Origin of the sequence: Bifidobacterium sp. M0353 (genome assembly GCF_016100645.1) — a bacterium.
Classification (GTDB): domain Bacteria; phylum Actinomycetota; class Actinomycetes; order Actinomycetales; family Bifidobacteriaceae; genus Bombiscardovia; species Bombiscardovia choladohabitans.
Window position 1 is genome coordinate 200,693 of record NZ_JACFSB010000001.1, and the last position, 19,508, is coordinate 220,200.

At 62.2% G+C, this 19,508-nt stretch carries 14 protein-coding genes; 9 read left to right on the plus strand and 5 right to left on the minus strand.

Annotation, left to right across the window (positions count from 1 at the left end; translation table 11 throughout):
* The first annotated feature begins 85 nt into the window (after nt 1-85).
* Complete coding sequence (locus H3V04_RS00680) at nt 86-730, plus strand: sugar O-acetyltransferase (RefSeq protein WP_198186889.1); 645 nt, start codon at nt 86-88, stop codon at nt 728-730.
* Between the two features lie 60 nt (nt 731-790).
* Here H3V04_RS00680 and H3V04_RS00685 read toward each other — a convergent pair whose 3' ends face one another.
* Nucleotides 791-1,408 carry a TetR/AcrR family transcriptional regulator gene (locus H3V04_RS00685; protein ID WP_198187468.1) on the minus strand — a complete coding sequence of 206 codons (618 nt, stop codon included), beginning with the start codon at nt 1,406-1,408 and terminating at the stop codon, nt 791-793.
* A 298-nt stretch (nt 1,409-1,706) separates the two neighbouring features.
* On the opposite strand from H3V04_RS00685, the gene H3V04_RS00690 reads away from it, so the two are divergent.
* From H3V04_RS00690 to ileS, 6 genes are all read left to right on the plus strand, one after another.
* Nucleotides 1,707-3,041 carry an MFS transporter gene (locus tag H3V04_RS00690; RefSeq protein WP_198186890.1) on the plus strand — a complete coding sequence of 445 codons (1,335 nt, stop codon included), beginning with the start codon at nt 1,707-1,709 and terminating at the stop codon, nt 3,039-3,041.
* 51 nt (nt 3,042-3,092) lie between these two features.
* Nucleotides 3,093-4,448: a glycoside hydrolase family 30 beta sandwich domain-containing protein gene (locus H3V04_RS00695; protein WP_373564631.1), complete on the plus strand. Its 1,356-nt coding sequence runs from the start codon at nt 3,093-3,095 to the stop codon at nt 4,446-4,448.
* 33 nt (nt 4,449-4,481) lie between these two features.
* Entirely contained in the window at nt 4,482-6,596 is a 2,115-nt protein-coding gene (locus H3V04_RS00700) for a beta-galactosidase (RefSeq protein WP_269748857.1), read from the plus strand.
* Between the two features lie 69 nt (nt 6,597-6,665).
* On the plus strand, nt 6,666-8,966 hold the full coding sequence (locus tag H3V04_RS00705; protein ID WP_198186892.1) for a glycoside hydrolase family 3 N-terminal domain-containing protein: 2,301 nt from the start codon (nt 6,666-6,668) through the stop codon (nt 8,964-8,966).
* 70 nt (nt 8,967-9,036) lie between these two features.
* Entirely contained in the window at nt 9,037-10,311 is a 1,275-nt protein-coding gene (locus tag H3V04_RS00710; RefSeq protein WP_198186893.1) for a glutamate-cysteine ligase family protein, read from the plus strand.
* A gap of 275 nt (nt 10,312-10,586) precedes the next feature.
* Nucleotides 10,587-13,931, plus strand: coding sequence for a mupirocin-resistant isoleucine--tRNA ligase (gene ileS, locus H3V04_RS00715; RefSeq protein ID WP_198186894.1), 3,345 nt, complete (start codon nt 10,587-10,589; stop codon nt 13,929-13,931).
* Nucleotides 13,932-14,052: 121 nt separating this feature from the next.
* Here the strand turns inward: ileS and H3V04_RS00720 are convergent, their stop codons facing one another.
* The gene (locus tag H3V04_RS00720; protein WP_198186895.1) at nt 14,053-15,000 is read right to left on the minus strand and encodes an aldo/keto reductase; all 948 of its coding nucleotides are present in this window, start codon (nt 14,998-15,000) and stop codon (nt 14,053-14,055) included.
* A 166-nt stretch (nt 15,001-15,166) separates the two neighbouring features.
* Here H3V04_RS00720 and H3V04_RS00725 point away from each other — a divergent pair, with 166 nt between their 5' ends.
* A complete protein-coding gene (locus H3V04_RS00725) occupies nt 15,167-16,135 on the plus strand; it encodes an SPFH domain-containing protein (protein ID WP_198176730.1) in 969 nt (322 codons plus the stop codon).
* Nucleotides 16,136-16,143: 8 nt separating this feature from the next.
* Here H3V04_RS00725 and H3V04_RS00730 read toward each other — a convergent pair whose 3' ends face one another.
* On the minus strand, nt 16,144-16,995 hold the full coding sequence (locus H3V04_RS00730; RefSeq protein ID WP_198186896.1) for a patatin family protein: 852 nt from the start codon (nt 16,993-16,995) through the stop codon (nt 16,144-16,146).
* Nucleotides 16,996-17,063: 68 nt separating this feature from the next.
* The gene (gene murI / locus H3V04_RS00735; RefSeq protein ID WP_198176728.1) at nt 17,064-17,849 is read right to left on the minus strand and encodes a glutamate racemase; all 786 of its coding nucleotides are present in this window, start codon (nt 17,847-17,849) and stop codon (nt 17,064-17,066) included.
* A gap of 67 nt (nt 17,850-17,916) precedes the next feature.
* On the opposite strand from murI, the gene dapF reads away from it, so the two are divergent.
* A complete protein-coding gene (gene dapF / locus H3V04_RS00740) occupies nt 17,917-18,882 on the plus strand; it encodes a diaminopimelate epimerase (protein WP_198186897.1) in 966 nt (321 codons plus the stop codon).
* On the opposite strand, the gene H3V04_RS00745 is transcribed toward dapF, so the two are convergent.
* The gene (locus H3V04_RS00745) at nt 18,883-19,491 is read right to left on the minus strand and encodes a vitamin K epoxide reductase family protein (RefSeq protein ID WP_198186898.1); all 609 of its coding nucleotides are present in this window, start codon (nt 19,489-19,491) and stop codon (nt 18,883-18,885) included.
* Nucleotides 19,492-19,508: the final 17 nt, after the last annotated feature.

The window sequence follows — 19,508 nt, forward strand, 5'->3', positions numbered from 1 at the left end:
CCGCCAGGCCGAGGCCGGTGTTTGGAACCAACGCGCCGGCCTCGGAATTGCTGAACCACGAGGATCAAGGAAAGAGGGGGTTCCCATGACCAGCCGCGAGCAGATCAAGGCTCTGCTGGACACCGACCAGATCTATATTGCCGATACACCCGAAATGAAGCAGGTCCAGGACGCCCAGCAGGATCTGGTCTTCGAGTTCAACGCCTGCCGTCCCAGCCAGGTGGAGAAGAAGCAGGACCTCTGCAAGAAGATGTTCGGCTCATTCGGCCAAGGCAGTTGGATCGAGGGACCGGTACGGGCCAACTGGGCCTGCAACACCTACTGGGGGAGCAAATGCTATGCCAACTTCAACCTGGTTCTGGTTGACGACGGACGCGTTGACATAGGCGACCACACCATGTTCGGTCCCAATGTCACCATCGTCACCACCGGGCACACCATTCGCCCCGATATACGAGCCTATGGAACACCCCAGTTCACGGTTCCGGTCAGCATCGGCAGGAATGTGTGGATCGGAGCAGGCGCCATCATCATGCCGGGAGTGACCATCGGAGACAACACGGTCATCGGGGCGGGGTCCCTGGTCACCAAGGACATCCCCTCCGACGTGGTCGCCTACGGCCACCCCTGCAAGGTCGTCCGTCCGATCAATGACCACGATTATGAATACTTCTGGAGGGATCGCCGGTATCAGGCGCCTTATGATGCCAGGCCCTTCAGGATGGACTAGTCGGGCTGGCCGGTGCCCGGTATCACTTTGTCGTCTTGACTCCTGCGGGCGTGGTTTTGATCAGCAATATCCATCCCAGAGCGGGGAGGGGAAGATCAGCGCCTTGAACCGGCTCCATTCCCGGATGTAGTCGATTTTCGGCTCACGCAGCAGCCGTATCTGTATGCCGTCCATGACTTCCAGACTCATTCTCACCTTGCCTGGCATGTCTGCCGCCCACTCTATGCCATCAGGAAGCAGCCAGGGGAATTTGGAATAGTGCTCCCAGACCTCTGTCGGCCTGCGGATGAAGTAATCGTGCAAGGGATGGTTGGTGGAGATGGCCTCGGTTTCCAGGACCGTATATAGCTGGGTGAGTTCGGGCCGCCCCGCGTTGTGGGCGACCAGATAGTCGAAATAGGCCGGAAGATGCGGATGATCGGGGTCGGACCCGGGCAGGCCTGTCTGCATGAATTCCTCCGGGGTGCCATTGACGTCATAAATGTCCGTGACCAGGAGGGATAGCAACCCTTCCTTGCTGCCCACATAATGGAGGACGCCCGGCTGTGACATCCCCACCATGTCAGCGACATCTTTGAGGGATATGCCGTTGTATCCATGCTGGCTGATGAGATGGGCGGCGGCTTGTGTGATTTCCGCCCGTCTCACCTCTGGTGATTTTCTGGTTCGGCTCGCCATTGTCTGGTCTTGCGGCTCCTTTTCGTTGTCCTTGAAGGCCTGGGTGCTGTCGGTCGTTTGATACTTATGGTACATGGGGCCGGATTCGTGACAGTGACGGCCTTAGGCTCAACAGGGTTCCGACCCGGTGGGGTATAGAGCAAAGAAGTCCTGGCCATTCACGGCCCCGCATTGGGTCAATGACTTGACAAAGGTATCGAATACCTGCTAGATATATGATTATCTAATGGTTGGTAGATATGGCTGTCTGCCACACATTGGACGTGTCAGAGAAGACTAGTTGAAAGAGGTCGACACCATGAGCGACTCAACAACCCCGGCATCGGACGATTCCGAACTTCTGCAGGCGCATAAGGCTGCCCTTGCTGCAGCACAGAATGATCCACTATTATCGCCTGAGACTGGTAGACCGGTTCCTAAGAAGACCCTGTTTCGTTTTGGGGCGAGCTTCCTGGCCTTCGGCATTCTGTGGATGTCGGGCCTGGGAATCGTCAGCATGGTGCTGCTTCCCGAGCATCTCAAGCAGGTCCCCGGCATCGCTCCCGAGGCGCTGATGGGCATAGTCAATGCTTGTACGGCCGTGGCTTCGCTGGTCTCCAACCTGCTTTTTGGGAACTTCTCCGATCGCAGCCGCTCCCGGTACGGGCGTCGAACCCCATGGGTCCTGGGCGGCGCAGTCCTGGGTGGTGTGACCCTGTTCCTGACCGGAATGACCACCAACCCGGTCCTGCTGACCATCGTCTATTGCCTTTGCATGTTCGGCCTGAACTGCATGATCGCCCCTATGGTGGCCATCCTGTCCGACCGCGTGCCATCCGGTGTACGCGGGACCCTGTCCGCCTTCTACGGGGCAGGCTCCACCATCGGTTCACCCATCGGTTCTCTGATCGGTGCTGCCCTGGTGACCCATATGTTCACTGGCTTCGTTCTCGCCGGCGTACTCATGTTCCTGGGTGGTGTTGTGGCCATTCTGATCATGCCCAGGGAAGGCTCGGCTGCTTACCTGCCCAAGGATGAGGGCACCCTCATGGACGTGCTCAAGTCTTTCCGGCCTCCGCGCTTCCATGGAGCCCACGACTTCTATAAGGCCTTCGTCGGAAGACTCTGCATGCTGCTGAGCTATCAGATGATCTCCGCCTATCAGCTCTACATCATCGAAAAGTATGTGGACCAAACCGTAACACAGGCAGCTGCAACCATTTCGGTCATGTCCGTCATCACCATGGTGGTTTCCCTGCTGGGCTCGTTGGTCTCGGGGCCCGTTTCCGACCTGATCGGGCGGCGCAAGGTGCCGGTGGTCATCGCCTCCGTCCTCTTTGCCATTGGCATCGCCATGCCCTGGATCAGCCCCACGGTCATGGGCATGTACCTGTACGCCGGCATCGCCGGGTTCGGCTACGGGGTCTATTCTTCCGTCGACCAGGCGCTCAACGTCGATGTCCTGCCCAGCAAGGAGGAGGCCGGCAAGGATCTGGGCATCCTCAACCTGGCCACCACACTGGGGCAGATGACCGGTCCTCTGGTCATGTCCTTCATCACTCTGAACTGGGGCTATGCGGCGGCTTTCCCCACGGCCATCGCCTTCGCCCTGCTGGGATGCGTCTTTATCCTGATGATCAGAAACGTCAAGTGACACTGGCCTCTGTGGACATACAGGAAAACCATGCAAAGGAGCAGAAAATCAATGAACAGGAATGCAGAACCAATCTGGGTGGCAACCACTTGCGAGCAAGCTATGCAGGAACAACCCCTGGCACTTTCGACTCTGGAGTCGTCGCCCGATCTGGAATGCACCGGCGGTAAGTTGCAGACGCTGCGAGGGTTTGGCGGCTGCTTCAATGAGTTGGGGTGGCTGCCCTTGCAAGAGCTGGGGGAGGAGAAACGTGAGGGGATCATCCGTGAGCTCTTCAGCCCGGACGAGCTGAACCTGACCTTCAACAGGACTCCGGTCGGTGCCAATGACTTCGCCGCGAGTTGGTACAGCTACGACGAAACCGACGGTGACTATGATCTGAAGCATTTCAGCGTCGACCACGACGAGCAGACCCTGATTCCATACATCCGAAAGGCCCGGAAATATCAACCGGACATGGGACTGTTCGCCAGCCCCTGGAGTCCGCCAACCTGGATGAAACGACCCAAGGTCTACAATTTCGGGCGAATCGACATGAGCGAGCGCAACCTATCTGCTTATGCCCGTTATCTTCTGCGGTATGTGCGCGACTATGACCGCCGCGGAATCCACATCGACCAGCTGCATGTGCAGAACGAGGTCTTTGCGGACCAGAAGTTCCCCTCCTGCCTCTGGTCCAGCGAGGACATGCGCATCTTCATTCGCGACTATCTGGGTCCCCTCTTCGCCAAGGAGGCGCCGGACACGGCCATCTTCCTAGGAACCCTGAACGGTCCCGAGGATATGAAATTCGGTCCCGAAGGCATGATCCTGGAGAACTACAACCGCTACGTGGACAACATTCTCTTCGACGAGGACTGCCGCAGGTACATCGCCGGCATCGGCTACCAGTGGGCCGGCCAGCATGATATCGAGCGCACCCACCAGTCCTGGCCAGAGATCGAGTTGGAGCAGACCGAGTCCGAATGCGGCATGGGCGGCAACACCTGGGAGTACGCCGAATACGTCTTCTCGCTGGTCAACAGGTATCTCCGGGCCGGAGCCACCTGCTACACCTATTGGAACATGGTCCTGGGCCAGGGCATATCCACCTGGGGATGGCGGCAGAACTCCCTCTTCTCCATCGACACCAGCACCGGCCAGGTCAGGCGGAACCCCGAGTACTACGTCATGCGCCACTACTCGCACTATGTGCGCCCGGGCGCTCGCCTGCTGGATACCCGCGGCCATTTCAGCTCCATGGCCACAGCCTTCGAAAACCCGGATGGGTCGATCGTTGTGGTGGTCCAGAACGCCCTGGATCGCGCCATGCCCTTCTCCTTCTCCGGGTCGGGAGAAGACAACGAAGGGAGCCAAGGCTTCAAGGCGACTCTGGAGCCGCGATCCTTCAACACCTTCGTCCTATGAAATGAGTCTTGTAGATTAAGATTGGAGTTCATCATGTCAGACAAGGCAGTCCGAACCAAGGACCACTCAGCTTCGTCAGGCGGCACGCGTCTGCCGGACAGGCTCATCTTCGGATGCGCCTACTACGACGAATATATGCCCTATGAGCGGGTGGACAAGGACATGTCCATGATGAAGTCCGCCGGCATCACCACCATTCGTATCGCCGAATCCACCTGGAGCACCCTGGAGCCCCAGCCTGGCGTATTCGACTTCAGCCATGTGGATCGGGTGCTGGAAGCGGCTGGACGTTTCGGCATCCAGGTCATCGTGGGCACGCCCACCTATGCGGTCCCCTCCTGGCTGGTCGCCATGCACCCGGATGTTCTGGCGGACACCCCCAAGGGCCACAACCGGTATGGCGCCCGCCAGATCATGGACATTGTCAACCCCTCCTACCGGTGCTATGGCGAGCGCGTCATCCGCAGGCTGATAAGCCATGTCGCTGACAACCCCCAGGTGATCGGCTACCAGGTCGACAACGAGACCAAGTACTACGACTGTGTGTCACCCGACATGCAGCGGCTCTTCGTCAAGGATCTCCGACGGCGTTTTGACGATGATCTGGACCGTCTCAATGCGGCCTTCGGCCTGGACTACTGGTCCAACAGGATCGACTCCTGGGAGGACTTTCCCGATCTGACCGGGACCATCAATGCATCCCTGGGGTCGGCCTTCGACCGCTTCCGCCGAAGCCAGGTCAGTCGCTATCTGTCCTGGCAGGCTGGCATCGTGCGCGAATATGCCCGCGACGACCAGTTCGTCACCCACAACTTCGATTTCGATTGGGGTCCGGGCTGGTCATACGGCGTCCAGCCGGCTGTCGATCACTTCGAGGCGGCCGAGTGCCTGGATGTGGCCGGGGTGGACATCTACCATCCCACCGAGGATGACCTGACCGGCAAGGAGATCGCCTTCGGCGGGGACATGACCCGCAGCCTGAAGGGTGGGGCCAACTACCTGGTCCTGGAAACCGAGGCCCAGGGGCAGAACGGATGGCTGCCCTACCCGGGCCAGCTGCGGCTGCAGGCATACAGCCATCTGGCCTCGGGGGCTGACGGAGTCATGTACTGGCATTGGCATTCCATCCACAACTCCTTCGAGACCTACTGGAAGGGTCTGCTTTCGCAGGACATGGAGCCCAACCCCACCTATGAGGAGGCCGGCCAGTTCGGCAGACAGGTAGCGCAGAAGGGTGTGGGGGAGCGCCTGATCAACCTCCGAAAGCGCAACAGGGTCGCCATCATGGTGGGCAACGACTCCCTGACCGCCCTGGACTGGTTCTCCCTGGAGACCGGCTTCCCCCGTGAGCAGGGGCAGATCTCCTACAACGATGTGGTCAGACGGGTCTACGATGCCCTCTTCGAGCTCAACATCGAGTGCGATTTCATCAGCGACAAGGCTGACCAGTCCCAACTGGGCCGATATGCCATGGTCCTGGTTCCTGCCCTCTACAGCAGCAATGAGGATACGCTGAAGGCCCTGGCCGATTACGTCCGTCAGGGAGGTCATCTGGTGGCCACGCTGCGCTCCTTTGTGGCGGACGAGAACCTCAAGGTCTGGCATGACAAGGCCCCCCACCTGCTGACCGACGTGTTCGGCATCGACTACAACCAGTTCACCCGTCCCGGCAAGGGGCTCACCCTGGATCTGCACGGGTCCGACCAGGCCGGACCGACCTGCCAGGGGCTGATTGAGTTGCTGAATCCGCGAACCGGAACCCAGGTCCTAGCCTCCTATGACCACCCGGTCTGGGGGCGGTATGCAGCTGTGACCCGTCATGATTACGGCCACGGCAGTGCGGAGTGGATCGGCACCCTACCCTCGGCCCAGGGCATGCGGATGCTGCTTTCGGATGCGGCGGATGCGGCTGGCCTGAACGGTCCCGCCCGGGACTTGGCTGGTCTGGTCACCGTGCGGGAGGGCATCAACTCCCTGGGGGAGCAGGTTGCCTACCTGCTCAATTATTCCTCCAAGGAGGTCAGGCTGGACGCGCCCTATGGTGGGCAGCTGCTGGTGGCCGACGGGCAGGCTGATCCTCAGGCGCATGTGGACCAGGGCCAGCCCATGACCATCGGACCCTGGGATCTGGCGATCATCGTTCGATAGACCGGTCCCGGTCTGATCGGACTAAGTATATGAGTGGATGAGTGCTCAGTAAGAAAGGAAGGTGCCCAGATGGCATCAAGCAAATTGACAGGGGACCTACCCTACCGCAATCCCGATCTGAGTGTGGATGAGCGAGTGGCCGACCTGCTGGGCCGGATGACCCGCGAGGAGAAGGTGGGCCAGATGATGCAGCTGGATGCCCACCAGGGGGTGGACAAGGAGGTGGTGGACCAGCACGCCGGATCCCTGCTGCATGTATCTCCGCAGAACATGATCAAGGCTGACAAGGCCGTTCATCGCACCCGTCTGGGCATTCCCCTGCTGATCGGCGACGACTGCATCCATGGCCATTCCTTCTTCCGCGGGGCCACCATCTTTCCCGAGCAGCTGGGCATGGCAGCCTCCTTCGACCCTGAACTGGTTCAGCGGATGGGGCGGGCCACAGCCCAGGAGGTCGCCACAACAGGCGTCCACTGGACCTTTTCGCCGGTGCTCTGCATCGCCAGGGACACCCGCTGGGGCCGGGTGGATGAGACCTTCGGCGAGGACCCCTTCCTGATCGGCGAGATGGCCTCGGCCATGGTGCGCGGCTACCAGGGAGGATCAGCCATGACCGGGACCCTGCCCAAGGATGCCGTGCTGGCCACGGCCAAGCACTTCGCCGGCTACTCCGAGACCCAGGGCGGGCGCGATGCCTCCGAGGCCGACCTCTCGCACCGCAAGCTGCTCTCCTGGTTCCTGCCGCCTTTCGAGCGCCTGGCCAAGGAGGGCGTGGCCACCTTCATGTTGGGCTACGAGTCCATCGACGGGGTACCGGTCACCATCAACAACTGGCTGCTCAACGACGTGCTTCGTGGGGAGTGGGGCTACCAGGGCACCCTGATCACCGACTGGGACAATGTGGGCCGGATGGTCTGGGAGCAGAAGGTGCAGCCCGACTACACCAGGGCCGCTGCAGCCTCCGTCAAGGCCGGCAATGACCTGATCATGACCACGCCCGGCTTCTACCAGGGGGCCTTGGATGCACTGGATGCCGGGCTTCTGCACGAGGAGGACCTTGACCGGGCGGTCAAGCACATCCTGGCCCTGAAATTCCGCATGGGGCTCTTCGAGGATCCGCGTCTGCCCGACCCCCAAGCCCAGAAGACGATCATCAACTCTAAGGAGCACCAGGAGCTCAACCTCCAGGTGGCCCAGGAGTCGGCAGTCCTTTTGAAGAACGACGGCATCCTGCCCCTGTTCGGCGGGGTTGATGCCGATGGCCGCCCTGGCGATGATTCAGCGCATAGCATCGCCCTGGTGGGTCCGCTGATCGACGATGCCCAGAACCAGCTGGGGGACTGGGCCGGCGGTTCGGGTCAATGCGACTGGATCAAGGACCAGCCTCGGGAGATGATCTCGACCGTGGCCGACGGTCTGCGCCAGGAGCTGCCTGAAAACTGGCGGCTCGACTGCGAGCAGGGCGTCGATGTGCTCCGTCTGGTCGACGACCCGGCGGGTCCGCTCTTCCCCGATGGCCAGCCCAGGCCCAAGGTGGCTGCCCCGGCCAGGATCGATCAGGGCCGCTTCGACAGGGCCGTAGACCTGGCCAGGCAAAGCGACCTGGTGGTTGCCGTGGTCGGCGACGTGGTCCAGCTGGTGGGCGAGGGCCGTTCGACTGCCACCCTGGAACTCTACGGTCCTCAGCGCGATTTGCTGGATGCCCTGGCGCAGACGGGCAAGCCCATGGTCATCGTGCTCATGTCCTCCAAGCCGCTGATCCTGCCTCCGTCAGCACAGGCTGCCAGGGCCCTGATCTGGCAGCCCGATCCTGGTATGCAGGGCGGTCGTGCCCTGGCCAGGATTCTCACCGGCAAGGTTGAGCCCACAGGCAGGCTGCCCATCACCTTCCCTAGGCATGCCGGGCAGCTGCCGGTCTACTACAACCAGATCCGGGGCCAGCATGGTGACCGCTATGCCGATCTGACCCAGGAACCGGCCTTCGCCTTCGGCCAGGGTATGGGCTACACCACCTTTGCCTACGGAAAGCCTGGGGTCGATGGACCGGATACAGTTGGACCCGAGGATACGGTCAGGGTGACCGTGGATCTGACCAACACCGGCCGGCGCCCAGGCACCGAGGTCGTCCAGGCCTATATCAGCGACCTGGTGACCTCAGTCAGCTGGGCTGATCGGGAGCTCAAGGCCTTCCAAAGGATTCAACTTGATCCAGGGCAGACCCGGAAGGTGATCTTCGATCTGCCGGTGTCCGAGTGGGCCCTGGTCGATGCCGACTGCAACCGCAGGGTCGAGCCCGGTCAGTTCCAGGTGCTGGTGGGGTCCTCCTCACGCAGGGCTGACCTGCAGGCCGTGACGGTGACCGTATGCTGACCACCATCCGACAGCGGAACTCCTCGCGTGTTGGTTGCCCAGGGCCCTCGCCCGCTCTTACCATGACAGCATGAGGAAAAGCGTAGGCGCTGGGTATGCGCACCTGTTGACGGTCCCCAATCCGCGGCATGTGGCCAGCCTGGTCGACTACTTCTCACGGGGGGCGAAGCCGCGGTCCCGGTGGCGGTTCGGCATCGAGATCGAGCATCTGCCGGTGCGCAACGACGGGTCCGATGCCCCGGTTCCCTATCAGGGGAAGCGGGGCATCGAGGCCTTGCTGTCGGCCCTGGAGCCCTGCTACGACGGCGATAAGGAATACCGGGAGGACGGTCACCTGGTCGGGCTGAGCAGGCCGGGTTGCGTGGTCTCCCTGGAGCCCGGGAGCCAGGTGGAGTGCTCCCTTGGTGTGGTACGTGACAGCCGAGAATTCGAAGACCTCTACCGTCGCTTCCGTGCCGAGGTCGACCCCATTGCCGAGCGGCTGGGGTTCCGGCTGGTCGAGTACGGGTACCGTCCGGCTGGGTCCTACGCGGATGTAGGGGTCAATCCCAAGGAACGTTATGCGGTCATGAACACCTACCTGGGTCGCATCGGACAGTGCGGTCCCATGATGATGCGCAGCACGGCGTCCACCCAGATCAGCATCGACTACCAGGATGAGGACGATGCCATCGCCAAGATCCGTCTGGGCACGGCTATCGGCCCCGTTTTGGCCTACTTTTTCCGCAACACCCCAATCTTTGAGGGCAAGCCCAACCGCATGCCCCTGCGGCGTCAGCGGATCTGGGATTGGCTCGACACCCAGCGTACAGGTCTGATTCCCGGGCTGTTCGAGGACGGCTTCTGCTGGGAGGACTATGCCGTGGACATGCTCTCCACCCCGCTCATGGTGGCCGATGTCTCCCACACACCGGAGGTGGAGGGGCCGCATGGGCAGCAGGTCTTCATCGCCTGGCACGAAAACGCCGGGGAGATCTATCCTGACCGTCGGCTCAACGATGCCGAGATAGCGCACATCCTGACCACCCACTTCAATGATGTCCGTCTGAAGAACTACATCGAGCTCAGGCACTGGGACTCCCTGCCCATGGAACGTGCCAGCCGACTTCTTGAGGTCGTCGGTGGCATCTTCTACGACCCGGATCAATTCGCCGGACTTGTCGGTCTTTTGGACGGGGTGAGCGAGGAGGATGTGCTCCAGGCCAAGGCCGACCTGCAGGTTCGCGGGGGCCAGGCCAGCCCCTATGGCCGTTCCCTGGACTTCTGGCGGCAGGTGCTGGGTGCCGAGGACACTCTGGATGATCTTCCGGGCGATCCACGTCATCCCGATCTCTTCCAGTCCTGACGACTGTTTCGTTATGCGAACGGGCGGGTCCGGTTTCCCGAGGATGGTATAATCTGGTCACCAATGGGCCTTGATCCGTCATCAGCGGGGAGCCCTCGGAAGAACGGGATCGCCTGCGGCGGTCCTCAGTAGAACCGACGGGTGGGCCCGCACAGCCCAGTTCAAGCGGTCCGGCGCGGGTCATTGGCCGGGCAAGCGAGGTGGTACCGCGGTGGGCCCCATGGGTCCCTCGTCCTCGACATGGCGACATGAACGACCAGCGAGGAGCGTGAACGGTGAATCAGACCACTGATACCTCAGATGCGACAAATCGGGACGGCCAAGTCTATCCCAAGGCGGTGGTGGACCCGGCTCTGGCCAAGGTGACGCCCAATCCCTCCTTCCCCCATATGGAGGAGTCCGTTCTGGACTATTGGGATCAGGACGACACCTTCAACAAGTCGGTGGACCGCCGACCGTCCGGCGACCATGCCGACAATGAGTTCGTCTTCTTCGACGGCCCGCCCTTCGCCAACGGCCTGCCCCACTATGGGCACCTGCTGACCGGCTATGTCAAGGATGTCATTCCCCGCTACCAGACCATGAAGGGCCACAAGGTCAAGAGGGTCTTCGGCTGGGACACCCACGGCCTGCCCGCCGAACTGGAGGCCCAGCGCGAGCTGGGCATCGACAGCGTGGATCAGATCGAGCAGATGGGCATCGAGAAGTTCAATGACGCCTGCCGTGCCTCGGTGCTCAAGTACACCAGTGAGTGGAAGGACTACGTCCACCGTCAGGCCCGCTGGGTGGACTTCGACCACGGCTACAAGACCCTGGACGTCTCCTACATGGAGTCGGTCATGTGGGCCTTCAAGACCCTCTATGAGAAGGGTCTGGCCTACGAGGGCTACCGGGTGCTGCCCTACTGCTGGAAGGACCAGACCCCGCTGTCCAACCATGAGCTGCGCATGGATGCCGATGTCTATCAGGACCGGCAGGACACTACCGTCTCCGTGGCCGTAAAGCTCAGGGACGAGGACGCCTATGCGGTCTTCTGGACCACCACCCCCTGGACCGTCCCCACCAACCTGGCCATCGTGGTCGGCGCCGACATCGAGTACTCCGAGGTCAGCCCGGTGTCCGGGCCCTTCGCCGGCAAGCGCTTCTACATCGCCACGGCCCGTCTGGGCGACTACGCCAAGCAGCTGGGGGAGGACTACCAGGTGGTCCGCACCCTCAAGGGCTCCCAGATGGAGGGCTGGCGGTACTGGCCGGTCTTCCCCTACTTCGCCGGGGAGCAGGCCGAATCCGAGGGCGGCACCCCCGGTCCCAACGCCTATACCATCTACACGGCCGACTACGTGGACACCGTGGAAGGCACCGGCCTGGTCCACCAGGCTCCCTATGGCGAGGACGATATGAACACCCTGAACGCCAAGGGCATCCGCAGCGTGGACGTCCTCGATGCCGGCGCCGTCTTCACCGAGCAGTGCCCCGACTACCAGGGCCTGCAGGCCTTCGAGGCCAACATGCCCATCGTGCGCAATCTGCGCGCAGGCGATGGCCCCCTGGCACAGATCCCAGCCGAGCACCGGGCTCTCCTTTTCCAGGAGAAGAGCTACGTCCACTCCTACCCCCACTGCTGGCGTTGCGGCACACCGCTGATCTACAAGCCGGTCTCCAGCTGGTTCGTCTCCGTGACGAAGATCAAGGACCGTCTGATGGAACTCAACCAGCAGATCAACTGGATCCCCGGAAACGTCAAGGACGGCCAGTTCGGCAAGTGGCTGGCCAACGCCCGTGACTGGTCCATCTCCCGCAACAGGTTCTGGGGCTCGCCTATCCCGGTCTGGGTCTCGGACGATCCCAAGTACCCCCGGGTGGATGTCTACGGGTCCCTGGATGAGCTCAAGAAGGACTTCGGCCGCTACCCGACCGATGACAAGGGGCAGATCAACATGCATCGGCCCTGGATCGACCAACTGACCAGGCCCAACCCGGACGACCCGACCGGCAAGTCCACCATGCACAGGATCACCGATGTGCTGGACTGCTGGTTCGAGTCGGGATCCATGCCCTTCGCCCAGTTCCACTATCCCTTCGAGAACAAGCAGTACTTCGAGGACAGGGATCCCTGTGATTTTGTGGTGGAGTACATCGGTCAGACCCGCGGCTGGTTCTACACCATGCACATCATGTCCACGGCCCTCTTCGACCGGCCGGCCTTCAAGAACGTGATCTGCCATGGCATCGTCCTGGGTTCCGACGGCCAGAAGATGAGCAAGCACCTGCGCAACTACCCGGATGTGAACGAGGTCTTCGACAAGTACGGATCCGATGCCATGCGCTGGTTCCTGATGAGCTCTTCCATCCTGCGCGGCGGCAACCTGGTCGTCACCGCCGATGGCATCCGCGACACGGTCCGTCAGGTCATGCTGCCGGTCTGGAGCTCCTACTACTTCTACACGCTCTACGCCAACGCGGCCAACAAGGGCGCCGGCTACCAGGCCCAGGCGCTGGCACCGGAGCGTGTGGCCGACCTGCCGGAGATGGACCGCTTCCTGCTGGCACGGACCCGGCGGCTGATCCAGTCGGTGCAGAAGGCCCTGGACGACTTCGCCATCTCGGAGGCCTGTGATGCGGTGACCGACTTCATCGATGTGCTGACCAACTGGTACATCCGCAACAACCGCGACCGCTTCTGGGGCGAGGATCACCAGGCCTTCGACACCCTCTACACGGTCCTGGAGGCCTTCGCCCGCGTTTTGGCCCCCTTGGCGCCCATGGAGGCCGAGCAGATCTGGCGGGGGCTGACAGGCGGCGAGTCGGTCCATCTGGCCGACTGGCCCTTCCTGGCCGATGAGACCACCGGGCAGGAGACCGAACTTGGGCTGGTCCTGCGTGACGATCCTGCCCTGGTAGCTGCCATGGAGAAGGTCCGTGAGGTGGTTTCGGCCACCCTGGCCCTGCGCAAGGCCGAGCAGATCCGCGTCCGCCAGCCCTTGTCCCGGCTGACCGTGGTGGTCCGTGACCCCGACGCGGCCCGTCCCTATGTGGACGTGCTCAAGTCCGAGCTCAACATCAAGGATGTGGAGTTCTGCACCCTGGACCAGGCCGGTCAGCACGGTCTGCGGATCATCCACGATCTCAAGGTCAATGCCCGGGCTGCCGGACCCCGACTGGGCAAGCAGGTCCAGTTCGTCATCCGGGCCTCCAAGCAGGGCGACTGGTCAGAGCAGGATGGCCATGTGGTCGTCACTACACCCGACGGACCGGTGGCCCTGGAGCCGGGCGAATACGAGCTGGACAACCGGATCGAGCAGGAGGACGGCTCCCAGGCCGACCGGTCAGCCTCCGCAGCCCTGCCCACCGGCGGCTTCGTCATCCTCGACACCCAGCTGGACGACGACCTCCTGGCCGAGGGCTACGCCAGGGATCTGATCCGCCAGGTTCAGGATGCCCGGAAGACCGCCGGGCTGGACATTGCCGACCGGATTCGGCTTACCCTGACCCTGCCTGCCGAGGATGCCCCCAAGGCCCAGCAGTTCAACGACCTGATCGCCCACGAGACATTGGCCACCAGCCTGACCGTCAACGCCGGCGATCTGGACCAACCCCGGGTCGACCTGGTCAAGGCCTGACCATAGTCGCATAAAAGGGCTCCCATCCTGTATTGGGCGGGAGCCCTTTTCATTCGATTTGTCTGCTGGGAAGGCCGATTGCGTCAAAATCGGCCCTGCTGCTGGCAACGAAGCTTGCAGATCAGCCCTTGACCTTGTCGCTGACCTGATCCAGGGTCTGCATATCCTGGTCGCTCAGTTCCAGATGGGCAGCATCCAGGAGGGCAGGCAGCTGCTCGGGGGTGCGTGCAGAGGCGATCGGGGCTGCAATCCCAGGCCTGTGGTTGAGCCAGGCCAGGGCGACGGTGGCCAGTTCGACCCCGTGGGCCTTGGCGATGCCGTCCATGGCGGCGACCACGTCCAGTCCCTCCTGTGTAAAGAAGTCCTTGACCATGCCCTCGCGCTTCTTCCCCTTGAGGTCGTCCATGGTCCGGTACTTGCCTGTCAGGAAGCCCGAAGCCAGCGAGAAGTAGGGGAAGACCGCCAGATCCTCGTCCTTGGCGACCTGCATGAGGCCACCCTCATAGTCCTTGCGGTAGACCAGGTTGTACTGGGGCTCCAGGGCCACCGGCAGGGTCAGGCCCTCCTTGCGTGCGATGCTGAACCACTCGCGGATCCGGTCCGGGGTGTAGTTGGACAGACCGATGGCCCGGACCTTGCCCTCCTTGACCAGCTTGTCGAAGGCTGCCGCAGTTTCCTCCAGGGGGGTGGAGCTGTCGTCGAAGTGGGCATAGTAGAGGTCGATCACATCCAGGCCCAGCCTGAGCAGGGAGGCATCGGCGGCGGCTTCGATGTTCTTGGCCGAAAGACCTGAGTACTGGGGGTGCTGGCTGACTTTGGTAGCCACCAGGACCTTGTTGCGGTTGCCGTTCTTGGCCAGCCAGCGGCCCAGGACGATCTCGGACTCGCCGCCGGAGTGGCCGGGGGCCCAGGCCGAATAGACGTCAGCTGTGTCGATCAGGTTGCCTCCGGCTGCCGTGTAGGCGTCCAGGACCTGGTCAGACGTGGATTCATCGCTGGTCCATCCGAAGGTGTTGCCACCCAGGACCAGGGGGAAGATTTCGGCGTCGATGCCGCGTAGTTTTGCCATGTTCATCCTTTCGGGTTGAAGGCTTGTTAAGCCGAGTCTATTACGGCTTGTGCGCCCCGACCGATTATTCAGACGGGTCCTTCATGTATGGTGATGAGAGGAAAAGCCGGAATGGTGCGGTTTCCAGGTCCGGCATCCAAGGGTTTAAGCTCGAAGGAGAACACTCATGCATCTAGGCATCGCCATCGTGATCGCCGTGCTGGTTCTGGCGCTGATCATCTTCCTCCTGGGGATTTTCGTAGTGCCCCAGCAGCAGGCGGACGTCATCGAGCGCTTCGGCAAGTACCACCGGGTGGCGCTGGCGGGCATCCACGCCAAGATCCCCCTGGTTGACCGTATAGCCGCCAAGACCAACCTGAGGGTCAACCAGTTGAACGTCAAGCTGGAGACCAAGACCAAGGACAACGTCTTCGTCACCGTGGAGGTCTCCGCACAGTTCCGGGTGGAGGCGGCCAACGTGTCCACGGCCTACTACGAGCTGGTCGACCCGGCGGGCCAGCTGCGCTCCTACATGGAGGACGCCCTCAGGTCGGCCATTCCCGCCCTGAGCCTGGACGATGCCTTCGCCCGCAAGGACGACATCGCCTCCGACGTGCAGAAGACCGTGGGCCAGGAGATGCAGCGCTTTGGTTTCTCGGTCATCAAGACCCTGGTCACCGCCATCGACCCCTCCACCCAGGTCAAGCAGGCCATGGACTCCATCAACGCTGCCCAGCGCGAGAAGGAGGCCACCAAGGAGCGTGCCGAGGCCCGTCGGATCGAAATCGAGACCCAGGCCAGGGCCGATGCGGAGAAGACCAGGATGCAGGGCGAGGGCCAGGCCAACTACCGGCGGGAGATCGCCAACGGCATTGTGGACCAGATCAACAGCCTGCGGGCCGTGGGCATGGATATCGATGCCGTCAACAATGTGGTGCTCTTCAATCAGTATCTGGATGTGATGCGCTCGCTGGCGGAGTCCGGCAATGCCAAGACCCTGGTCCTGCCTGCGTCAACCCCCGGCGGGTATAACGAGCTCTTCAACCAGATGACCGCAGCGCTGATGACCGCCCAGAGCACCCAGGGCAGTGCGGATCCCCGGCACGGCCGCAGGAATGCGGGTACAGAGGGCGGGACCGGGACACCGGTTCTGTAAGGTCTTGTTCAGCTTTCCAGGAAGTCGGCTATAGCCTCGGCAGCCCGATAGCCCTTGTCGTACATGGCGTTGAGTCCCTTGAGTGACTTGCTCAGCGTGGTCAGCCCGCACAGGCTGTCCGGGGCCAGGATGAGTACCTGGCCTTCCTTCTCGGCTTGCTTGGCCAGGGCCACCTCGTCGTTGTAGGTGCGACAGCGCTCCATCAGCCGCTCGCCAGCCGCCGGATAGGTCCTGGCCAGGATTCGGGCCGGCAGGACATCCTTCTTCTGTTCGCGCAGAATATCCCTCTGGCGTGTCAGGACCAGGACGATGCGTTCATAGCCCTCGTCCATGGCCTTGCGGACCGGGACTGGATCGGCGATGCCACCGTCCAGATAGGGCACGCAATCGATCATATAGGGCTTATTGGCTACTGGCACAGTGGAAGAGGCCTTGAGGACGTCATAGTTGTCCTGGGCCAGGTCGGACTTGTCGAAGTAGACGGTGGATCCGTCGGTGGCCCTGCAGGCCACTACGGTGAACAGGGCCGGGTTGGCCTTCAGAGCCTGGTAATCCAGCGGGCATTCCCCGTCGTGGGCCGACAGTTTGCCATAGACGTAGTCCAGGTCGACGAAGGTGTGCTTGGTCAGGAAGTTGCTCACGCTCGCGTACTCCTTGCGGGAGGAATACACAGTGTAGAAGCGGTAGCAGCGCCTGAGCTGGCCCGACAGGAATGAAGCCAGATTGGCACTGCCGGCCGAGACCCCGTAGCAGTGATCGAAGGTGATGCCCTGCTCCATGCAGCGGTCGAAGACGCCGGCGCCGAAGATGGACCTGTAGCCGCCGCCTACGTCGATGACGGCTGTTCTTTTGCGTGCCATGGGCACCTCGATTCCTGACAGATATTCGCGCTTGATGACAGCTTATGCGTGAACATTGGACAAGCCGTTCAGGGGCGGCAGGAGGCCAGCAGCCGCTTGGACAGATCCAGCATGGCTGGTGAGGTGTCAGAGTTGGCGATCTGTACTCTGCCGGGGCCGGGACCCGGGTTGAGGGCATCGGCTTGGGTCAGCAGATCCTTCAGGTGGCGGGCCGTCCCAGGGTTGCCGTCGATCAGTGCCAGGTCCGGCGGGCAGATGCGGGCGATGGACTGGCGGAAGAAGACGAAGTGGGTGCAGCCCAGAACCAAAGCATCCAAATTCTGCAAATCATAGGGGTCCAAATAACGATGCAGGGTGGCGTCGACCAGGGCCTGGTCATTCAGCCTGTCAGACTCCACGATGGTCACCAGGTCTGGGCAGGGCTGGGTCAGAATGGTGTGCCTGCCGGAGAACCGTGCCATCAGGCGCGAGAACTTGGCCTCCTTCAAGGTCAGCGGGGTGGCGGTGACCAGAACCCGCTGGGGTCGGCCTCCGCCGCGCGTGCAGGCCAGTTTCAGGGCCGGCTCCATGCCGATCACCGGGATCGGGTAGCGTTGGCGCATCTGATCCACACAGACGCTGGTGGCGGTGTTGCAGGCGATGACCAAGGCCTTGACACCCTGGTCCATGAACCGGTCGCCGATGAGCTGGCAGCGCTGGGCGATCTGGGCCGGTTCCTTGGTGCCGTAGGGGGCGTATGCGGAATCGCCGAAATAGAGCAGATTTTCCTGAGGAAGGAGGTTACGGATGGCTGCGGTGACGCTCAGACCGCCGAGCCCGGAGTCGAAGATCCCGATTGGTGCATCTGATGCCATGTGATCCGCTCCTTTCGCAGCCGAAAAACCAGCCTAGCCTGTCGCCGAAGGGCCGTACGCTACAAGCATGAGTATTCCCCGGACTGTATACAAAATGCAAGCCACCGGCAACGATTTCGTGGTCTACGCCGATCCCCGGGGGGATCTGGAGCCCACGGCCGACCAGGTGCGATGGCTGTGCGACCGGCATTTCGGGGTCGGAGCCGACGGGGTCATCCGGCTGACCCATCCGGCCGATGTCAGCGACCTGAGCCAGGAGCAGGTGGATACCTGCGACCGTTTCGGCTGCCAGTGGTTCATGGACTACCGTAACGCGGACGGTTCCTTGGCCCAGATGTGTGGCAACGGGACGCGGGCCGTCACGCTCTTCGCCCAGAAGCAGGGGCTGACCCCGACCATGGAGGGCTCCTCCTTCCTGCTGGGGACCCGGGCCGGGGTCAAGCGAATCGTGTCGCGCAGTCCGATGAAGAACGATGGCGAGCATGTGTTCAAGGTCAAGGTCGGGGCCTGGCGGATGGGACCGGTAGGGGACCAGCTGGTCGATGGCGGGGCACTGGGTGGCTCTGCTCCTGGCACCATGGTGGATATGGGCAATCCCCACTCAGTCGTTCTGAACTCGGTCGCCGCTGAATCGGAGGCCGGTGGGCTGCCCGAAAACGTGACCGACCTGTTGAACAGAGCTGATCTGCCTGACCTGGGCGATTTAAATCTGTCGGTCCCGCCACAGGTCAGCCCTGGGTTGGACGAAGGGCAGAATGTGGAGTTCCTGCGTCTGGACTCGCTGGACGCTGAACATGGCAGCGGGCGGGCCACCATGAGGGTCTATGAGCGAGGCGTCGGAGAGACCCTGTCGTGCGGGACCGGTCTGTGCGCCAGTGGCGTGCTCCTGCGTGCCCTGACCGGGGTCGACCACTGGACCATCCAGGTGGGTGGAGGCCGTCTGAAGGTGGATGTGGATCCGCAGGATGTCTGGCTGACTGGACCGGCCAGAATGGTGGCGCGTCTGACCCTGGAGCATGTTCCCGGCTGCTGATCAGCCGAAGAGGGCGGATCCTTCCACAGCCAGGACGATGGTTGCCAGGGCGACCAGCCAAATCAGGTCGACCATCAGATCGAAATGCCGCTGGTAATAGGCCTGCAGCCATTCTGGCCGCTTGTGCGGAAGACCCTGCTGGGTCACCGTGGCGTGGCTGAAGGCCATGAATTGCAGACTGGTGGCGAAGGTCATGACCAGGCACCAGGGGCAGAGGGCGTGGATGACGAAGAGCGACTGGGTGAACAGCCAGAGGGCATAGGCCAGGGCGGCAAGCGAGGCCAGCCAGGTTCCAGCCGCCAGCAGCGCAGGCATCCTGATCCGGCACAGGCCGACTATGGCCAGCGTCAGGAAGACAGACTCGGCTATCAGTCCCAGGAAGGCATTGGGGACCGGCAGGGTGCCCAGGCGGATCAGCTCGGCCTGGGGGGACTGGGCCACGGCTGAGCAGGAGACCACAGAGTTGATGTCACAGCTGAGCTGGCCCTGGGGATGCCGTGCCAGCTGAAGTGTTTCCGTTGACAGGACCAGGCTGGCATAGAGGGTTGCAAGCGAGGCCAGGGCGGCGATCAGATAGCTGGAAGGGGCTGACGAGGTCGATTCGCTCATGGGGTCCATCACCTCAA